The following is an 18,538-nucleotide window of genomic DNA, read 5'->3' as shown; positions in this document are numbered from 1 at the left end:
GAATGGCGTTCAGCAAGGTAGTGGTGGGATGGATGGCGGCGTGCGCGCTGTCGGCCGCTCAGGCCGGTACGCTGCCGAACGCAAATGCCGATGCGGGCGCGGCCGGCAAGTCGCTCGCCCATGCCGAGCGCTTCGATTACGGCGACTCGGGCCTGCCGCAGGTCGCGGCCGATCTCAACGAGCGCATTCTGCGCATCCCGGCCGACGCGTCGGGCACCGTCACGCTCGAAGCGACGCTGTTCAAGCCGGACGGCCCCGGCCCGTTCCCGCTCGTCGTCTTCAATCACGGCAAGAACACCGGCGATCTCCATCAGCAGCCGCGCAGCCGCCCGCTCGCGTTCGCGCGCGAATTCGTGCGCCGCGGCTATGCGGTGATCGCGCCGAACCGCCAGGGCTTTGCCGGCTCCGGCGGCACCTATCGGCAGGAAGGCTGCAACGTCGAGAAAAACGGCCTCGCGCAGGCCGCCGACGTCGCCGCGACGATCCGCTACATGTCGCAGCAGTCGTACGTCGACGCATCGCGCATCGTCGTCGCGGGCACGTCGCACGGCGGCCTCGTGTCGGTCGCGTACGGCACCGAAGCGGCGCCCGGTGTGCGCGGCATCATCAACTTCTCCGGCGGGCTGCGCCAGGATCTCTGCGACGGCTGGCAGAAGAACCTCGTCGACGCGTTCGATCAGTACGGCGCCCACACGGCCGTGCGTTCGCTCTGGCTGTACGGCGACAACGATTCGGTGTGGACGCCCGCGCTCGTGTCGCAAATGCACGATGCATACGTGGCGCACGGCACGCAGGCGCAGTTCATCGATTTCGGCCGCTACAAGGACGACGCGCACCGGCTGATCGTCGATCGCGACGGCGTGCCCGTCTGGTGGCCGGCCGTGCATGCGTTCCTCGCGGAACTGAATCTGCCGACCGCCGTACGCTATGCGGTCGCGAGCCCGCATGAACCGAAGGCGACCGGCTACGCGTCGATCGACGCCGTCGACGCGGTGCCCTATGTCGACGAAGCGGGCCGCGAAGGCTATCGCCGCTTCCTGAACCAGCATCCGAGCCGCGCGTTCGCGGTGTCGTCCGAAGGCGCATGGTCGTGGGCCGAAGGCGGCGACGATCCGATGGCGCTCGCGCTCGACAACTGCGCCAAGCAGGGCGCCGGCCCGTGCCGGCTGTATGCGGTGAACGATCGCGTCGTATGGAACGCGAACACGCAAACGGCCGACAACGGCGATACCGGCGCGCACGGCGCCGATACGCGCGCGCTCGCGTCGCGCTGACGCGCGCTTCCTTTCCCCTTCCCTTTCGTTTCGTTTTCGACGGCGCGCGCCAGCGTACGCGGTACGTGGCGTGGCGCGCCGTGCTGCGCCGCGCGCGTGTCCGGCGTCGTCGCCTTCACCGTCGTCGTCTTCGATCGCACACCGTCGCTTGACGCGCACTCGCGATAACCGTCGCTGCTTCCACCGCTGTTTCCTAATCGTTCCCCTTATTCCCGCACGCCGCGGCACCGCGCCACCCACGATTTTTTTCTGACGGGCGGTGTCACTCGAACGTCGTCATCTGCGGCCATTTCGGGCGATCTCGAGCGTACCGTCGCGAGCGGTCCCGATCTGCGCCGAACTCCCGTCCCACAAGGCTTTGCGGCGTTTGTAACCGCTAGTGCAAGGGGCCGCGGAACACGCTAATCTCTGCGCGTTTTCGTGTCGTGCGCGCCGTCGGCCGCACGATGGCTGTCCCCGTGTGCGCGCCGCGTCCGACGATGCCGCGCGCCGCCGTTTTACTCCCGGAGTCGCCTTGAGTACGTCAGCCCCCGACGACTGGGTCGCGCGCAGCCTGCGCGCGGTCTGGCATCCCTGCACCCAGATGAAGCACCACGAGCGCCTGCCGCTCGTTCCCGTCGCGCGCGGCGCGGGCGTATGGCTGTACGACCGCGACGGGCGCCGCTACTTCGACGCGATCAGCTCGTGGTGGGTCAATCTGTTCGGCCATGCGAATCCCGACATCAACGCCGCACTGAAGGACCAGCTCGATACGCTCGAACACGCGATGCTCGCCGGCTGCACGCACGAGCCCGCGATCGAGCTCGCCGAGCGACTGCATGCGCTGACTGCGAACACGCTCGGCCATGCGTTCTTCGCATCGGACGGCGCGTCGGCCGTCGAGATCGCGCTGAAGATGAGCTTTCACGCGTGGCGCAACCGCGGCCGCGCCGATAAGCGCGAATTCGCGTGCGTCGCGAACGGCTATCACGGCGAAACGATCGGCGCGCTCGGCGTGACCGACGTCGCGCTGTTCAAGGACGCGTACGATCCGCTGATCCGCCACGCGCACGTCGTCGCGTCGCCCGACGCGCGCGGCGCGCTGCCGGGCGAAACGGCCGCCGACGTCGCGGGCCGCGCGCTCGCCGACGTGCGCCGCCTGTTCATCGAACGCGGCGAGCGAATCGCCGCGCTGATCGTCGAGCCGCTCGTGCAGTGCGCGGCCGGGATGGCGATGCACGATCCGTCGTACGTACGCGGGCTGCGCGCGCTCTGCGACGAATTCGACGTGCATCTGATCGCCGACGAAATCGCGGTTGGCTGCGGTCGCACCGGCACGTTCTTCGCGTGCGAGCAGGCCGGCGTGTGGCCCGACTTCCTGTGCCTGTCGAAAGGCATCAGCGGCGGCTATCTGCCGCTATCGCTCGTGCTGACGCGCGACGACGTGTTCGCCGCGTTCTACGACGACGACACGACGCGCGGCTTCCTGCACTCGCACTCGTACACCGGCAATCCGCTCGCATGCCGCGCGGCGGTCGCGACGCTCGACCTGTTTGCACGCGACGACGTGCTCGCGAGCAACGCGCGCAAGTCGGCCGCGCTGCGCGCCGCGCTCGCGCCGCTCGCCGCCCATCCGGAGGTGCGCCACCTGCGCGAGCGCGGCACGCTGTTCGCGTTCGACGTCACGCTCGACGGCGACGCGGCGCGCGGCTTCTCGCGGCGCTTCTTCGAGCGCGCACTCGAGCGCGAACTGCTGCTGCGGCCGATCGGCACGACCGTCTACCTGATGCCGCCGTACGTGATGAGCGACGACGACATCGCCTGGCTCGCGCAGCGCACGCGCGACACGCTCGAGGCCACGCTCGCGGAGAGTGCACGATGAACCTGCTCGATACGCTGCAGCGCGGCCTCGCCGATCTCGATGCGCAAGGGCTGCGCCGTGTGCGCCGCACGGCCGACAGCGCCTGCGACGCGCACATGATCGTGAACGGCCGCGAGATCGTCGGGTTTGCGAGCAACGACTACCTCGGCCTCGCCGCGCATCCGGCGCTCGTCGCCGCGTTCGCCGAAGGCGCGCAGCGCTACGGCTCCGGCAGCGGCGGCTCGCATCTGCTCGGCGGTCACTCGCGCGCGCACGCGAAGCTCGAGGACGAACTCGCGGGCTTCGCGGGCGGCTTCTCCGACGCGCCGCGCGCGCTGTACTTCAGCACCGGCTACATGGCGAACCTCGCGGCGGTCACCGCGCTCGCCGGCAAGGACGCGACGATCTTCTCCGACGCGCTGAACCACGCGTCGCTGATCGACGGCACGCGGCTGTCGCGCGCCACCGTGCAGGTCTATCCGCATGCCGATACGGCCGCGCTCGGCGCGTTGCTCGAGGCGTGCACGTCGCAGACGAAGCTGATCGTCACCGATACGGTGTTCAGCATGGACGGCGACATCGCGCCGCTCGCCGAACTCCTCGCGCTTGCCGAACGCCACGGCGCATGGCTCGTCGTCGACGACGCGCACGGCTTCGGCGTGCTCGGCCCGCAAGGCCGCGGCGCGCTCGCGGCGGCCGCGCTGCGTTCGCCGCATCTCGTCTATGTCGGCACGCTCGGCAAGGCGGCCGGCGTCGCGGGCGCATTCGTCGTCGCGCACGAGACGGTGATCGAGTGGCTGATCCAGCGCGCGCGCAGCTACATCTTCACGACGGCCGCACCGCCGGCCGTCGCGCATGCGGTGTCGGCGAGCCTGAAGGTGATCGCCGGCGACGAAGGCGATGCGCGGCGCGCGCACCTCGCCGCACTGATCGAACGCACGCGCGCCCTGCTGCGCCGCACGCGCTGGCAGCCGGTCGACTCGCACACGGCCGTGCAGCCGCTCGTGATCGGCAGCAACGAGGCGACGCTCGCCGCGATGCGTGCGCTCGACGCGCACGGCCTGTGGGTGCCCGCGATCCGCCCGCCGACGGTGCCGGCCGGCACCTCGCGGCTGCGCATCTCGCTGTCGGCCGCGCATTCGTTCGACGATCTCGCGCGGCTCGAAACCGCGCTGCTGCGTGCAAGCGAGGAGGCCGCATGAGCACACCGCTTTCGCTGTTCGTCACGGGCACCGACACCGAGATCGGCAAGACTTTCGTGTCGGCCGCGCTGCTGCACGGCTTCGCGCGGCACGGGCTACGCGCGGCCGCGATGAAGCCGGTCGCGGCCGGCGCCTATGAGCGCGACGGCGTGTGGCGCAACGAAGACGCCGATCAGCTCGATGCGGCCGCGAATGTCGTGCTGCCGCCCGAGCTGCGCACGCCGTTCCTGCTGAAGGCGCCTGCCGCACCGCACATCGTCGCCGCGCACGAGCACGTGACGCTCGACATCGACACGATCGTCGCGTGCCATCGCGACGCGCTGACGCGTGCGGACATCGTCGTCGTCGAAGGCGTCGGCGGCTTTCGCGTGCCGCTGAACGACACGCAGGACACCGCCGATCTCGCGGTCGCGCTCGGCCTGCCGGTCGTGCTCGTGGTCGGCATGCGGCTCGGCTGCATCAGCCATGCGCTGCTGACGGCCGACGCGATCGCGGCGCGCGGGCTCACGCTTGCCGGCTGGGTCGCGAACCACGTCGATCCGGCGATGACTTACGCCGACGAGAACGTCGCGACGATTCGCGACTGGCTCGCGCGCGAGCATCGCGCACCGCTGCTCGGCCGCATCGCCCACATGGCGCCGGCCGACCCCGAATCCGCCGCGGCGACGCTCGACATCGCCGCGCTCGTCGACACGCTGCGCGCCGCGCAGCGTTGACTCCCCGATCTCACCCCTCCAGTCAGGACAGGAAAACGAAATGACCCAAGCCCAGACCGCCGCCGCGCAACCCGACGCGATTCCCGTGGCAGCGCCGTCGCCGCAGCGCTGGCGCGTCGCCGACGTCGTCGCGCTGTTCGAGCTGCCGTTCAACGATCTGATCTTCCGTGCGCAGCAGGTGCATCGCGAGCACTTCGACGCGAATGCCGTGCAGCTGTCGACGCTGTTGTCGATCAAGACCGGCGGCTGCGAGGAAGACTGCGGCTATTGCTCGCAGTCCGCGCACCACGACACGGGCCTGAAGGCCGAGAAGCTGATGGACGTCGACGCGGTGCTCGACGCCGCGCGCGCCGCGAAGGCGAACGGCGCGAGCCGCTTCTGCATGGGCGCCGCATGGCGCAACCCGAAGGAGCGCCACATGCCTGCGCTGACCGAGATGGTGCGCGGCGTGAAGGCGCTCGGCCTCGAGACCTGCATGACGCTCGGGATGCTCGAGGACGAGCAGGCGAAGCAGCTCGCCGACGCGGGCCTCGACTACTACAACCACAACCTCGACACGTCGCCGGAGTTCTACGGGCAGGTGATCTCGACGCGCACGTACCAGGACCGCCTCGACACGCTCGACCGCGTGCGCGACGCGGGGATCAACGTGTGCTGCGGCGGCATCATCGGAATGGGCGAATCGCGCCGCGAACGTGCGGGGCTGATCTCGCAGCTCGCGAACCTGAATCCGTATCCGGAATCGGTGCCGATCAACAATCTGGTCGCGATCGAAGGCACGCCGCTCGCCGGCACCGCGCCGCTCGATCCGTTCGAATTCGTGCGCACGATCGCGGTGGCGCGCATCACGATGCCGAAGGCGGTCGTGCGACTGTCGGCCGGCCGCGAACAGCTCGACGACGGCCTGCAGGCGCTGTGCTTCCTCGCCGGCGCGAACTCGATGTTCTACGGCGACCAGCTGCTCACGACGAGCAACCCGCAGACGCAGAAAGATCGCGCGCTGTTCGAGCGTCTCGGGATTCGTGCGAGCGAGGCCGATGCGATGTCGGCCGACGCGTAAGCGCGCCGCGCACCGCGGGTTCGCCCGCCCGATGAAAAAGCCGGGATGCGTCCCGGCTTTTTCGTTGCCGTACGGTTCGCATACCTGCACGGCACGGCGGCACTCACGCGCCGCCGCCGATCGTCCTCGGCTCCATGAAGGTGTGCCGGAAATAATCGCGCACCGCATGCATCGCGGGGCTCAGCTCGATGTTCTTGCGCCATGCGAGGCCGACGCTCATCGGCGGTACCGGGTCGCGCAGCAGGATCGTCTCGATGCGCCGCCCTTCCAGCGACCACGGCCGATATACCATGTCGGACAGCACGGCGACGCCGGTGCCGTTCGCGACCATGCTGCGCACGGCCTCGACCGACGACGTGCGCAGGATCACATTCGGCCGATACGGTGTCTCGTTCCAGTAGCGCATCGCCGTCTGCCCGGCCTCGTCGACCGTCAGCATCACGAACGGTTCGCGCGCAACCTCGGCGAACGTGACGCTCTCGCGCCTGAGCAGCGGATGGTGCGCGCCGACCCACAGCCGGCGCACCGAATGGATCACCGGCTCGAGTACGAGCTCGGGGTTCGACACGTTCGAGGTGAGCAGCACGGCCATGTCGTAGCGGCCCGCGATCAGCCCTTCCTCGATCGACTCGCGGTTCAGCTCGTGCAGATGGATCGTCAACCGCGGATAGAGCGTGTTCAGGCGCAGCACGTGATGCGGGAGGAAGTAGCCGAGCACCGTGTAGCTCGCGGCGATCGCGAGCGTGCCCGTCAGCGTGCTCTCGAGGTTCGGGATCCGCATCGCCTCGTCGACCGACGAGAGGATCGCGTACGCGTGATTCAGGAAGCGCCGCCCCGTATCGGTCAGCGTGACGCCTGCCGACGTGCGCAGGAACAGCTGCGTGCCGAGGCTGTCCTCCAGTTCCTTGATGGCGCTCGTCACCGCGGACTGCGAGATCGTCAGCTGGATCGCGGCCTGCGAGATCTGACCGAGCTCGGCGGTCGCGACGAAGTACTTGAGCTGTCTGAGGGTCAGGGCCATGGTCGACGGAAAACTGATGGAGCGCGATAAACATCATATCAACCGTGCCGCGACGCAGAAGCGGGCCCCGTGAAAACCCTGCCGCGCCCGCTGCGGCGGCCCTCACGGCGCATTTTCGGCGATATCGAAAAAATCGATACACCGGCATATAAAAATAGAACTATTTTGACTCGCTGCGCGCGGCTAACCTCGGGTCACACGGTTTCGACAGGCGTACCGACGCCGGCGAACCGGAGAACCTGGAGGAACACACCGTATGAGGAAGCACAGCGTCGACCTGAATTCCGACATGGGCGAAGGCTTCGGCCCGTGGACGATCGGCGACGGCGTCGACGAGCAGATCATGCCGCTGATCAGCTCGGCGAACATCGCCACCGGCTTTCATGCCGGCGACCCGAACATCATGGCGCGCACGGTGCAGCTCGCGCGCGACGCCGGCGTCGGCATCGGCGCGCACCCCGGCTTTCGCGACCTGGTCGGCTTCGGTCGCCGCACGATCGCCGAATCGCCGCAGGCACTGGTCAACGACATCGTGTATCAGCTCGGCGCGCTGCGCGAGTTCGCGCGGCTGAACGGCGTGAGCCTGCAGCACGTGAAGCCGCACGGTGCGCTGTACATGCACGCGGCCGCCAGCGAGACGTTCTCGCGGCTGCTGATCGAAACGCTGCAGCGCATCGATCCGGGCCTGTTGCTGTACTGCATGGAAGCGTCGGCCACGTACCGCGTCGCCGCCGAATACGGCCAGCCGGTGGTGCGCGAGTTCTATGCGGACCGCGACTACGACCGCAGCGGCTCGATCGTCTTTACGCGCCGCGTCGGCCGGCTCGATGCGCGCCAGGTCGCCGACAAGGTGCTGCGCGCCTGCGTCGACGGCAAGGTGCGCACGGTCGATGGCGACGACATCGACATCGATTTCGATTCGGTCTGCATCCACAGCGATACGCCGGGCGCACTCGCGCTCGTGCGCGAGACGCGCGACGCGCTGACCCGCGAAGGCATCCGCACCGCCGGCCCGCGGCCGCTCGCCGCCCAACACTGATTCAAGGAGACACAGAGATGGCATTGCACGACATCGTCAGCCCGCTGCCGGGCACCTTCTACCGGCGCCCGTCGCCCGATGCGGACTACTACGTCGCGCTCGATGCGACGGTGGCCGCCGGCGCGGTCGTCGGCCTCGTCGAAGTGATGAAGCAGTTCACCGAGATCGAGTCGGAGGTGCCGGGGCGCGTCGTCGAGCTGCTCGTCGAAGACGGCGAGCCCGTCGACGCGGGGCAGGTGCTGATGCGGATCGAGGGGTGACGCGATGAATCGGGCAATTTCCTGCGACGCGTTCTATCGCCCGTCGCGCATCCGCACCGTGCTGGTCGCGAACCGCGGCGAAATCGCGGTGCGCGTGATTCGCGCCGCGCACGAGCTCGGGATGCGCGCGGTCGCCGTGGTCAGCGATGCGGACCGCGACAGCCTCGCCGCGCGCATGGCCGACGAAGCGATCCACATCGGCTCATCGCACGCCGCGAAGAGCTACCTGAATCCGGCCGCGATCCTCGACGCCGCACGGCAATGCGGCGCGGATGCGATCCATCCGGGCTACGGCTTCCTCTCCGAGAACGCCGCATTCGCCGCGCAGGTCGAAGCGGCCGGCCTCGTCTTCGTCGGCCCGGACGCGCAGGTGATCGCGACGATGGGCGACAAGGCGCGTGCACGCGACACCGCGCGGCGCGCGAACGTGCCGACGGTGCCCGGCAGCGACGGCGTCGTGCAGTCGCTCGACGCCGCGCGCGACGTGGCCGCGCGCATCGGCTATCCGGTCATGATCAAGGCGGCCGCCGGCGGCGGCGGGCGCGGCATTCGCGTCGCGCACGATGCGGCGCAACTCGAGGCCGAGCTGCCGCTCGCGCAGCGCGAGGCGCAGGCCGCGTTCGGCGACGGCGGCGTCTATCTGGAGCGCTTCATTGCGCGCGCGCGGCACATCGAAGTGCAGGTGCTCGGCGACGGGCGCGACGTCGTCCATCTGTTCGAACGCGAATGCTCGTTGCAGCGCCGCCGCCAGAAGATTCTCGAGGAAGCGCCGTCGCCCTCGCTGACGCCGGCGCTGCGCGCCGAGCTGTGCGCATCGGCGACGCGTCTCGCGCGCGAAGTCGGCTATCGCAGTGCGGGCACGCTCGAATACCTGTTCGACGACACGCGCGGCGAGTTCTACTTCATCGAGATGAACACGCGCATCCAGGTCGAGCATCCGGTGACCGAAGCGATCACCGGCATCGACCTCGTACGCGAAACGCTGCGCATCGCCGACGGCGAACCGCTGCGTTTCGCGCAGCAGGACATCGCGATGCGCGGCGCGGCGCTCGAATGCCGGATCAATGCGGAAGACCCGCTGCAGGACTTCCGCCCGAATCCCGGCCGAATCGATGCGCTCGTGTGGCCGACCGGCCCTGGCGTGCGTGTCGACTCGCTGCTCTATCCGGGCTGCGTCGTGCCGCCGTTCTACGACTCGCTGCTCGCAAAGCTGATCGTGCACGACGAGAGCCGGGCAGCGGCGCTGCAGCGTCTGTCGCGCGCGCTCGGCGAACTGCAGGTCGGCGGCATGAAGACCACCGCGCCGCTGCACGCCGCGCTGCTCGCAGACGCCGACGTCCGCGCCGGCCGCTATCACACGAATTTCCTCGAGGCGTGGATGCCGCGATGGCGTGCGGCGCTCGACGCGGCGGCCGCCGCCGCGAGCCGGTCCGAATCCGAATCCGCAAACCTCAACGTAAACGCAGACGCGACACGCGTCGGGGAGGCGCTGTGACGACCCGCTATACGTTCGGCGGCGATGAGTTCGTGTTCGTCGAGATCAGCGAAGCGATGTCGCTCGACGCCTTCTTCAAGGGCACCGCGATCACGCGCGAGCTGCAGCGCCGCGCGGTGCCCGGCATCACCGAGATCTGCCCGGCCAACGCGTCCTACCAGGTGCGCTACGACCCGGACACGATCGCGCCCGACGCGCTCGTCGCGCTGCTGAAGTCGATCGAAGCCGACGTCGGCGAAGCGTCGCTCGACCTCGACACGCGCATCGTCGAGGTGCCGGTGCTCTACAACGATCCGTGGACGCACGAGACGATGATGCGGTTCCGCGAGCGTCATCAGGATCCGTCGTCGACCGATCTCGAATACGCGGCGCGCATCAACGGCAAGCGCGACGTCGACGAATTCATCGCCGCGCACTCGGGCGCGCCGTGGTTCGTGTCGATGGTCGGCTTCGTCGCGGGCCTGCCGTTCATGTACCAGATGGTCGAACGCGAACGCCAGCTCGAAGTGCCGAAATACCTGCGGCCGCGCACCGACACGCCGAAGCTGACGGTCGGCCATGGCGGCTGCTTCGGCTGCATCTACTCGGTGCGCGGCGCGGGCGGCTACCAGATGTTCGGCGTGACGCCGGCGCCGATCTTCGACCCCGAACAGCGGCTCGACTATCTGCGCGACTTCATGGTGTTCTTCCGCCCCGGCGACATCGTGAAGTTCCAGCCGATCGATCGCGCCGCGTACGACGCGGCCGTCGCGGCCGTCGAAGCGGGCACGTTCTCGCTGCGCGTGCGCCCCGTGAAATTCTCGCTCGACGCATTCCGGCGCGATCCCGATGCATACAACCGTTCTCTCGTCGAGGTGCTGCATGCAAGCTGACGCGCACAAGCTGATCGAGGTCGTGAAGCCCGGCCTCGCGACCTCGGTCCAGGATATGGGCCGGCAAGGCTACTACCACGTCGGCATTCCGCCGTCGGGCTCGCTCGACCAGTACGCATCGCGCGCGGCGAACCTGCTGGTCGGCAATCCCGAGCAGGCGGCCGTGCTCGAATGCACGCTGCTCGGCCCGGAGCTGCTGTTCCACACCGACGCGCTGATCGCCGTGACCGGCGCGGAAATGACGCCGAAAATCGACGGCGTCGGCCAGCGCTGCAACGTGGCGCTGCGCATCCGCGCGGGCAGCGTGCTGTCGTTCAACTACGTGAAGGGTGGCGCGCGTGCGTATCTCGCCGTCGCGGGCGGCATCGACGTGCCGGTCGTGCTCGGCAGCCGCTCGACGTATGCGCTCGGCGCGATCGGCGGCCACGCGGGCCGGCGTCTGCAGAAAGGCGACCGGCTGCCGGTCGGCGCAGCGCGCGAGCCGGGCCGCGAAGGCCGCGAGCTGCCGTCCGCCGTGTGCCGGCCGCTCGACAGCCAGGTCGAGCTGCGCGTGCTGACCGGCCTCTACCACTACCGTCTCAGCGACGAATCGGCGCATACGTTCTTCGACGACGAATGGACCGTCGCGCCCGAGGCGGACCGCATCGGCTATCGCTACAAGAACGGCCGCCCGCTGCAGTTCCGGCCGCGCGAGCAGCCGTTCGGCGCGGGCGCCGATCCGTCGAACATCGTCGACGCGTGCTATCCGATCGGCTCGATCCAGGTGCCGGCAGGGCTCGAGCCGATCATCCTGCATCGCGACGCGGTGTCTGGTGGCGGCTACGCGACGATCGGCACCGTGATCAGCGCCGACATGGACCTGATCGGCCAGATGCAGCCCAACCATCGCGCGCGCTTCGTGCGCGTGACGATGGCCGACGCGCTCGCCGCGCGCCGCGAGTACCAGCGACGCCTCGCGCTGCTGCGCGCCATGCTGCAGGACTGAACGCAGGACGCCCGGCCGCCGTACCGGGCCCCGCGCCGCGGCACGGCCGCCTGCGCGGTTCATTTTCCGACTACGTATTCCGTTTCCCGCCCGCGCGACCGCGCGGCGCGCGGCGGGGACGCTTGCGCGTCGTTTCTGCCGGACCGGTTGCCCGCCCGACGTCGGGGCAACCCTGCGGAGCGCATGCACCGCAGCCGCGACGTCGTTCGCCGTTTCGCTCACCAAGGAGCACGCTCATGGCCAACCTGGCTCAGGCCCGCACCGACGAGGATCTCGACCTGTCGACGCTCGCCATTCCCGATCACGCGCGCATGCCGCCCTTCTCGCTGACGATGGCGTGGTGGGCCGTGTGCAGCGCGGTGTTCTACATCGTCGTCGGCGCGACGCTCGCGCTTACCTACGGCGCGCGCAACGCGCTGATCGGCATGGCGCTGTCGGTGGTGTCGTACGGCGCCGTCAACACGATCATCAGCCGCTACGCGATCCGCACCGGGCTGTCGGTCGCACTATTCTCGCGTGTGCTGTTCGGCAGCGCCGGCGCTGCGCTCGCGACGCTGATCTTCTTCGCGACGGCCATCTACTACGCGGTGTTCGAAGGCTCGGTGATCGCGATTGCCGCGCATCACCTGTTTCCGGCGCTCGACTACAAATGGGCCGCGCTGCTCGTCGTCGGCTACAGCGTGCCGCTCGTGTTCGGCAGCGTGCAGCACTGGCTCGACAAGTTCAACGGCGTGTTGCTGCCGTTCTACCTGCTCGGGCTGCTCGCGGCGGTCGGGCTCGCGACGGCCGAATACGGCTATCACGCCGCGTGGCTCGACATCGGCCCGGCCGGCGGCGCGCCGGCCGGCGGATGGTGGCATTGCTTCGTCTACTACATGGGCGTCTGGGTGCTGATGATGTTCACGTTCGACTACGCGCGCTTCGGCCGCAGGCAGGACGCGCGCTATCACGGCCGCTTCAACTTCGGGATGCCGTTCTACCTCGTCACGTTCCTGCTGAACGGTGCGGCCGGCATTTATCTGGTCGGCACGATTCCGGGACTCGGTACGCTATCCGAAGTGTCGGTCGTGCTCGCGCTGCTGAAGCTGATGGGGTTGTGGGGCCTGCTGTTCGTCTGGGTCACGCAGTCGCGCATCAACACCGCGAACTACTACCTCGCGACGGTCAACATGCAGGCGTTCTTCCAGAAGGTGGCCGGCCTGCGTGCGCCGAAATTCGTATGGGCGCTCGTGGTGGGTGCGGTCGTCTATGCGCTGATGATGGCCGACGTCTTCTCGCGGATCCTGCAGGCGCTCGCGTATCAGGGCATCTTCGTCGTCGCGTGGGTCGGCGTCGCGCTCGCACATATCCTGTCCGCGCGCTACGGCGAGCTCGTCGGCGACGACGTCGAATGCCGCGACGCGCATGTGCCGACCTTCAATCCGGGCGGGCTCGCGGCATGGTTCGCGGGCGCGTTCGCCGGGCTCGCACTGAACCACGCGAGCGGGTTTGCCGCGTCGCTGTCGGCGCCGGCAACCTTCGCCGTGTCGTGGCTCGTCTATCGCGCGCTGCTCGCGAGCGCGAAGCGGACCTGGTTCGTGCGGAACACGTGACGGCGCGGGCGCGCCATCGATCGCCGCCCCCTCTTTCGCAACGAGCCGCTCGTCGACCGGCGCGAGCACCTCGCCGCGCGGCCGTACGCCCGAGCCGAAATGCACGGCGCGCACGCCGGTCGTCCGCACGAATTCCGTATCCGGAATCGGTGCCGATCAACAATCTGGTCGCGATCGAAGGCACGCCGCTCGCCGGCACCGCGCCGCTCGATCCGTTCGAATTCGTGCGCACGATCGCGGTGGCGCGCATCACGATGCCGAAGGCGGTCGTGCGACTGTCGGCCGGCCGCGAACAGCTCGACGACGGCCTGCAGGCGCTGTGCTTCCTCGCCGGCGCGAACTCGATGTTCTACGGCGACCAGCTGCTCACGACGAGCAACCCGCAGACGCAGAAAGATCGCGCGCTGTTCGAGCGTCTCGGGATTCGTGCGAGCGAGGCCGATGCCCTGGCGGAACGCGAATGAGCGTCGCACGCTGCGCCGCATGACGAAAGCCGGGACACGTCCCGGCTTTTTTCATTGGCGCGGCGGGGCGAAGCGCGTGCATCGGCGCCGCGTCCGCACTAACATGTGCGCTTCGCCGCGATCGCCGGACGCTGCGCGCGTCGGCCTCGTCGGCGGTTCCATCATCACGTTACGGGGATAACCAACGATGAAGCACATCGCCGTCGCGGTGCTCGGCATCGCCGCCGCTACCGCACATGCCGCCGAACCGAAATGTTCGTCGCAGACGCTGAACGGCCACACCACCGAGCTCTGCGTGGTCAGCATTCCGTTCCAGCACGACTACTACACGCTGAAGGTCGACCGCGCGCTGATCTTCACGCTGCCCGACGACTACATCGAAGACGTCGCGCTCACGCATACGATTCCGCAGGATGCGGCGATCGAGTTCCCGCTGTCACGGCAAGGCACGCCGACGGTGACGATTGCCGGCGGCTGCACGCCTGTCAGTGAAATACGCGACGGCACCGCGGTCGAGGTCGGCCGCCGCTGCGCGTTCAAGTGGGGCAATGTCGACATCCTGAAGGACCTGAAGATCCGCTACGACTGACGCACGCGGCGCCGGACGTCGATGTGGCCGATACACGCTTACGCCTGCTTCGCGCGATCCAGTACCGCCCGCACTTTCGCAACGAGCCGCTCGTCGACCGGCGCCAGCACCTCGCCGCGCGGCCGCACGCCGGAGCCGAAATGCACGGCGTGCACGCCGGTCGTCCGCACGAATTCTCCGACCGCATCGACGGTCAGCCCCGATCCGGCGAGCACCGTGCAGGTCGTGCCCGCGGCGTGCCGCACCATGCGCGCGATCGTCGCCGTCGCATCGAGCACCGACGGATGGCCGCCCGAGGTCAGCACCGACGTGACGGCCGGCACGCGCAGCAGCGTGTCGAACGCCGCATTCAGATCGCGCGCGACGTCGAATGCGCGGTGGAACGTCAGATCGCGCCCGTCCGCTGCCGCCGCCACGCGCGCGAGCGCATCGACATCGACGTCGCCGCGCGCGTCGAGCGCACCGAACACGACGCCGTTGGCACCGGCCGCGACGGCCGCGCGCACGTCGCGCTCGATCACGCGCAGATCGTCCGCATCGTAGACGAACGCGCGGCTGTGCGGACGCACGATCACGTTCACCGGAATCGGCACAGCGGCGACGACCGCTTCGATCAGCCCGATGCTCGGCGTGAGTCCGCCTTCGCCGATCGCGGTCACGAGTTCGAGCCGGTCGGCGCCGGCGCGCGCGGCGGCCTTCGCATCGGCGACGGTCGTGGCGATCACTTCGAGGAGCACGGCAGCAGCAGCGGGTCGGTTCATGGCAGCGCGATTCGTCGGGACAATGCGCGCATCCTAGCCGAGCCGCGTACCGTGCGCCACCCTGCGCGTCAGCCCTCTGTCCAGTCGATGTCGCCGCACAGCACGCACTGCGCATCGCCGATCCGGATCGCGATCGACAGCGTCACGCACGGCTGCGCCTCGTTGATCGACAGATACGGCCGCGTCACGTGCACGCGCCCCGGCTCCGCGATCGCCGTGCGGAAATACGGCCGCCGCAGCCAGTTCGCGCCCTGCGCCTCGGACAGCGGCGAAAAACGCGTCTCGCGCGGCGCGCGATCGGCGCGCAGCACGATGTTGCGGCCGGCCTGCCGGCCACGCGCATCGAGCAGGAAGCAGCGCGCCGCATCGTCGAGCGCGAGGAAGTTCCAGCACACGTCGTCGAGCGGCTCGCCGGCCGCAAGCCGTTCGGCTGCGCGCTCGAATGCGCGCAGATAAGGCGCGAGCCGCTGCGCGTCGCGCCGCTCGCGCGCATCGGCCTGCTCGCGAAAGCGCTCGGTCAGCTCGCCGATGCAGCCGGTCGCAGCGGCACTATCGGGCAGGCCGGGCGCCGGCCGGCCGAAGTAGTAGCCCTGCACGAAATCGGCTTCGCATGCGAGCGCGACCTGCGCGTCGTGCTCCGTTTCGATCCCTTCGACGAGCACGAGCTTGCCCGCTTCGTGCAGCAGCGCGACGAGCCCGTGCAGGATCGCGGTCGGCCCCGTGCGATGCGCGGCCTGCGACAGCAGGATCCGGTCGAGCTTGACGATGTCGGGATCGAGTTGCCAGATCCGCTCGACGTTCGCGTGCCCGGCGCCGAAATCGTCGAGCGCGATCAGGAAGCCCTGCGCGCGGCATGCGCGCACCGCGTCGGCAAGCCGCTCGACGTCGTCCGCGCGCTGTTCGAGCACTTCGAGCACGATCCGGCGCGGTGGAATACCGAGCCGCTTCAGGTTCGCGAGCAGCGCGGCCGCCTGGAACGGGTCGGTGAGCACGCCGGGGTGCACGTTCAGAAACAGCCACTCGCGCGACGCGCCGAGCAGCGCGAAATTCTCGAGATGCAGCGCCTGCGCGAGCCGGTCGAGCTGCAGCAGTTCGCCGTGGCGCGCGGCATCGCCGAACACGTCGAGCGGCGACACCGCGCGATCGAGCGTGTCGTGTGCGCGCAAAAGCGCTTCGTAGCCGACTGCCCGCTGATGCGCGAGGCTGAAGATCGGCTGGAACACGGTGGTGAGCGTCAGCTCGCGGTGCCGCGTCGCGAACCGCTCGAAGCCGGAACTCACTTCCCGCTCGAAACGGTACGGCGACGCGACAACCGGTCGCTCCTGTTGCTCGGTCGTCATGCGTTCCTCCTGAAATCGGTCTGCATCGGCAACGCGGCGGCTGACGAACCGGACGGCGCGCGGCATCGGCCCATGTCGATGAACCCTCGGTTTATCCGGCCTGCGCCGGACGGCGAGCAAGCATCAAGCAAGCTCCGTGCAAGCGTCGATCACGCGCGCTTCGCACGGCGCACGCGGTGCTGCACCAGCACGGCGCAGCGCGGTTGCACCGTTTGCGTGCATCCGCACCGGCGCACCGGAGCGCAGCGCTCGCGCGAGCACGCTACACTCCGTACGGTCGTTTCATTCCCCGCCTTTGCCGTATCGATGGAAATCGTCTTCACCGTCCTCATCCTGCTGCTCACCGTCGCGCTGTCCGGCGCGCTCACGCGCGTACTGCCGTTGCGGCTGCCGCTGCCGTTGATGCAGATCGCCTTCGGCGCCGCGCTCGCGTGGCCGCAACTGAACCTCCATGTGACGTTCGACCCTGAAATCTTCATGCTGCTGTTCATTCCGCCGCTGCTGTTCGCAGACGGCTGGCGGATTCCGAAACGCGAGCTGTATCTGCAGCGGCGCGCGATCCTGATGCTCGCGTTCGGCCTCGTGTTCATGACGGTACTCGCCGTCGGCTACTTCGCGCATTGGCTGATTCCCGAGTTGCCGCTGCCGATCGCGTTCGCGCTCGCGGCCGTGCTGTCGCCGACCGATGCGGTCGCGCTGTCGGGCATCGCCGGAAAGGGCCGGATCCCGCCGCAACTGATGCACATCCTCGAAGGCGAGGCGCTGATGAACGACGCGTCGGGCCTCGTCGCGCTGAAGTTCGCGATCGCCGCCGCGCTCACCGGCGTGTTCTCGCTGCGCGACGCGTCGTTGACGTTCGTCGTCGTCGCGGCCGGCGGACTCGCGACGGGCGCGGCCGTGTCCTGGCTGTTCAGCGCGCTGTCGACGCGCTTCCTCAACGCAGAGCAGGAAGGCGATCCGGCGCCCGGCATCGTGATGACGCTGCTCGTGCCGTTCGCCGCGTACCTGTTCGCCGAGCACTTCGATCTGTCCGGCGTGCTCGCGGCCGTGTCGGCCGGAATGATGATGAATTACACGAGCTTCTCGCGCAAAAGCACGGTCGCGTCGCGCGTGCGCGCGGAAAGCACGTGGGCGATGATCGAGTTCGTGTTCAACGGCATGGTGTTCATCATGCTCGGGCTGCAGTTGCCGCACATCATCGGCCGCGCACTCGTCGAGGCGCACCATACGAGCGACGCGCTGGTCGGCCGCATGCTGTTCAACGTGGGCGCGATGATGCTCTCGCTGTATGCGATCCGCTTTCTGTGGGTATGGCTGCTGCGCTGGTTCGCGAGCCGCCGCGCAGCACGGCAGGGCCTCGCGGGCACGATGGCCGGCGTGCGCACGATCGCGGTGATGACGGTCGGCGGCGTGCGCGGCGCGGTCACGCTCGCCGGCGTGCTGTCGATTCCGGTCGCGCTGTCGAGCGGCGCACCGCTGCCGGGCCGCGATACCGCGATCTTCATCGCGTCGGCCGTGATTCTCGGTTCGCTGATCGTCGCGGTCGTCGGCCTGCCGCTGCTGCTGCGCGGCGTGCGCACGACGCGCAATCCGCTCGCCGGCGAGGAGCGCGCGGCGCGCGCCGCGGCCGCTCAAGCCGCGATCCGCGCGATCGACGCGTCGCACGACGCAATCTCGGCCGAACTCGACGAATCGGGCGCCGCGCGCTGCGCGGACATCTCCGCGCGCGTGATGGATCAGTATCGGCGCCGGCTCGCCGCGCTCGCCGAGGACGGCCCGACGCCGCGCGCCGAAGCGAAGCAGGCGGAAACGATGGAGCTGCAGATGCGGATCGCCGCCGTGCGCGCGGAGCGCTCGATGCTGTATCGGCTGCGTACCGAAAGCAAGATCTCCGACGAGACGCTGACGAAGCTGATCCGCGAAATCGATCTGTCGGAAACCGCGCTGTCGACGCGCAAGAAAGGGATCGTCTGAACGGCGACGCGCGGCACGCGCCGCGCCCGCCATGAAAAAAAACGGCGATGCCGC

16 protein-coding genes and 2 pseudogenes are annotated in these 18,538 nt (G+C 69.0%); 14 read left to right on the top strand and 4 right to left on the bottom strand.

Annotation, left to right across the window (positions count from 1 at the left end; genetic code table 11):
- The first annotated feature begins 2 nt into the window (after positions 1-2).
- The 5 genes from BCR55_RS08940 (at position 3) to bioB (ending at position 6,092) form a co-directional block, all read left to right on the top strand.
- Positions 3-1,274, top strand: coding sequence for a dienelactone hydrolase family protein (locus BCR55_RS08940; RefSeq protein WP_053296777.1), 1,272 nt, complete (start codon positions 3-5; stop codon positions 1,272-1,274).
- Positions 1,275-1,788: 514 nt separating this feature from the next.
- Positions 1,789-3,135, top strand: a complete 1,347-nt coding sequence (gene bioA / locus BCR55_RS08935; RefSeq protein WP_065494482.1) for an adenosylmethionine--8-amino-7-oxononanoate transaminase — start codon at positions 1,789-1,791, stop codon at positions 3,133-3,135.
- The gene (bioF, locus tag BCR55_RS08930) at positions 3,132-4,316 is read left to right on the top strand and encodes an 8-amino-7-oxononanoate synthase (RefSeq protein WP_053296775.1); all 1,185 of its coding nucleotides are present in this window, start codon (positions 3,132-3,134) and stop codon (positions 4,314-4,316) included. Before bioA ends, bioF begins: the two co-directional genes overlap by 4 nt.
- A complete protein-coding gene (gene bioD / locus BCR55_RS08925) occupies positions 4,313-5,032 on the top strand; it encodes a dethiobiotin synthase (RefSeq protein ID WP_053296774.1) in 720 nt (239 codons plus the stop codon). The genes bioF and bioD overlap by 4 nt, the downstream gene beginning before the upstream one ends.
- Before the next feature lie 40 nt (positions 5,033-5,072).
- Complete coding sequence (gene bioB / locus BCR55_RS08920; RefSeq protein WP_006407107.1) at positions 5,073-6,092, top strand: biotin synthase BioB; 1,020 nt, start codon at positions 5,073-5,075, stop codon at positions 6,090-6,092.
- Positions 6,093-6,195: 103 nt separating this feature from the next.
- On the opposite strand, the gene BCR55_RS08915 is transcribed toward bioB, so the two are convergent.
- A complete protein-coding gene (locus BCR55_RS08915; RefSeq protein WP_006407108.1) occupies positions 6,196-7,113 on the bottom strand; it encodes a LysR family transcriptional regulator in 918 nt (305 codons plus the stop codon).
- Between the two features lie 256 nt (positions 7,114-7,369).
- Between BCR55_RS08915 and BCR55_RS08910 the strand changes: the two genes are divergently transcribed.
- From BCR55_RS08910 to BCR55_RS08885, 6 genes are all read left to right on the top strand, one after another.
- A complete protein-coding gene (locus tag BCR55_RS08910; protein ID WP_006407109.1) occupies positions 7,370-8,152 on the top strand; it encodes a 5-oxoprolinase subunit PxpA in 783 nt (260 codons plus the stop codon).
- Between the two features lie 17 nt (positions 8,153-8,169).
- Entirely contained in the window at positions 8,170-8,412 is a 243-nt protein-coding gene (locus BCR55_RS08905) for an acetyl-CoA carboxylase (protein WP_006407110.1), read from the top strand.
- Between the two features lie 4 nt (positions 8,413-8,416).
- Positions 8,417-9,907 carry an acetyl-CoA carboxylase biotin carboxylase subunit gene (locus BCR55_RS08900; protein WP_065494481.1) on the top strand — a complete coding sequence of 497 codons (1,491 nt, stop codon included), beginning with the start codon at positions 8,417-8,419 and terminating at the stop codon, positions 9,905-9,907.
- Entirely contained in the window at positions 9,904-10,779 is an 876-nt protein-coding gene (locus BCR55_RS08895; RefSeq protein WP_006407112.1) for an allophanate hydrolase subunit 1, read from the top strand. Before BCR55_RS08900 ends, BCR55_RS08895 begins: the two co-directional genes overlap by 4 nt.
- A complete protein-coding gene (locus BCR55_RS08890) occupies positions 10,769-11,764 on the top strand; it encodes a biotin-dependent carboxyltransferase family protein (protein ID WP_006407113.1) in 996 nt (331 codons plus the stop codon). Before BCR55_RS08895 ends, BCR55_RS08890 begins: the two co-directional genes overlap by 11 nt.
- A 236-nt stretch (positions 11,765-12,000) precedes the next feature.
- Positions 12,001-13,356, top strand: coding sequence for a cytosine permease (locus BCR55_RS08885; protein WP_053296772.1), 1,356 nt, complete (start codon positions 12,001-12,003; stop codon positions 13,354-13,356).
- Positions 13,357-13,365: 9 nt separating this feature from the next.
- Here the strand turns inward: BCR55_RS08885 and BCR55_RS30445 are convergent.
- Positions 13,366-13,491: pseudogene (locus tag BCR55_RS30445) on the bottom strand (copper homeostasis protein CutC); the annotation flags it as partial.
- Here BCR55_RS30445 and BCR55_RS08880 point away from each other — a divergent pair.
- Positions 13,491-13,820 (top strand): annotated as a pseudogene (locus BCR55_RS08880) (biotin synthase BioB); the annotation flags it as partial. The pseudogenes BCR55_RS30445 and BCR55_RS08880 overlap by 1 nt on opposite strands.
- Positions 13,821-14,007: 187 nt before the next feature.
- Positions 14,008-14,409, top strand: coding sequence for a hypothetical protein (locus BCR55_RS08875; RefSeq protein WP_065494479.1), 402 nt, complete (start codon positions 14,008-14,010; stop codon positions 14,407-14,409).
- A gap of 38 nt (positions 14,410-14,447) precedes the next feature.
- Here BCR55_RS08875 and BCR55_RS08870 read toward each other — a convergent pair whose 3' ends face one another.
- Complete coding sequence (locus BCR55_RS08870; protein WP_065494478.1) at positions 14,448-15,170, bottom strand: copper homeostasis protein CutC; 723 nt, start codon at positions 15,168-15,170, stop codon at positions 14,448-14,450.
- A gap of 68 nt (positions 15,171-15,238) precedes the next feature.
- Positions 15,239-16,510, bottom strand: coding sequence for an EAL domain-containing protein (locus tag BCR55_RS08865; protein ID WP_065494930.1), 1,272 nt, complete (start codon positions 16,508-16,510; stop codon positions 15,239-15,241).
- Between the two features lie 306 nt (positions 16,511-16,816).
- Here BCR55_RS08865 and BCR55_RS08860 point away from each other — a divergent pair, with 306 nt between their 5' ends.
- Positions 16,817-18,484: a Na+/H+ antiporter gene (locus BCR55_RS08860; RefSeq protein WP_065494477.1), complete on the top strand. Its 1,668-nt coding sequence runs from the start codon at positions 16,817-16,819 to the stop codon at positions 18,482-18,484.
- The last annotated feature ends 54 nt before the right edge of the window (positions 18,485-18,538 follow it).

The organism is Burkholderia sp. CCA53 (assembly GCF_001685525.1).
Classification (GTDB): Bacteria; Pseudomonadota; Gammaproteobacteria; order Burkholderiales; family Burkholderiaceae; genus Burkholderia; species Burkholderia multivorans.
The sequence above is the reverse complement of the archived record's forward strand: the minus strand, read 5'-3'. Positions and strand labels throughout refer to the sequence as shown.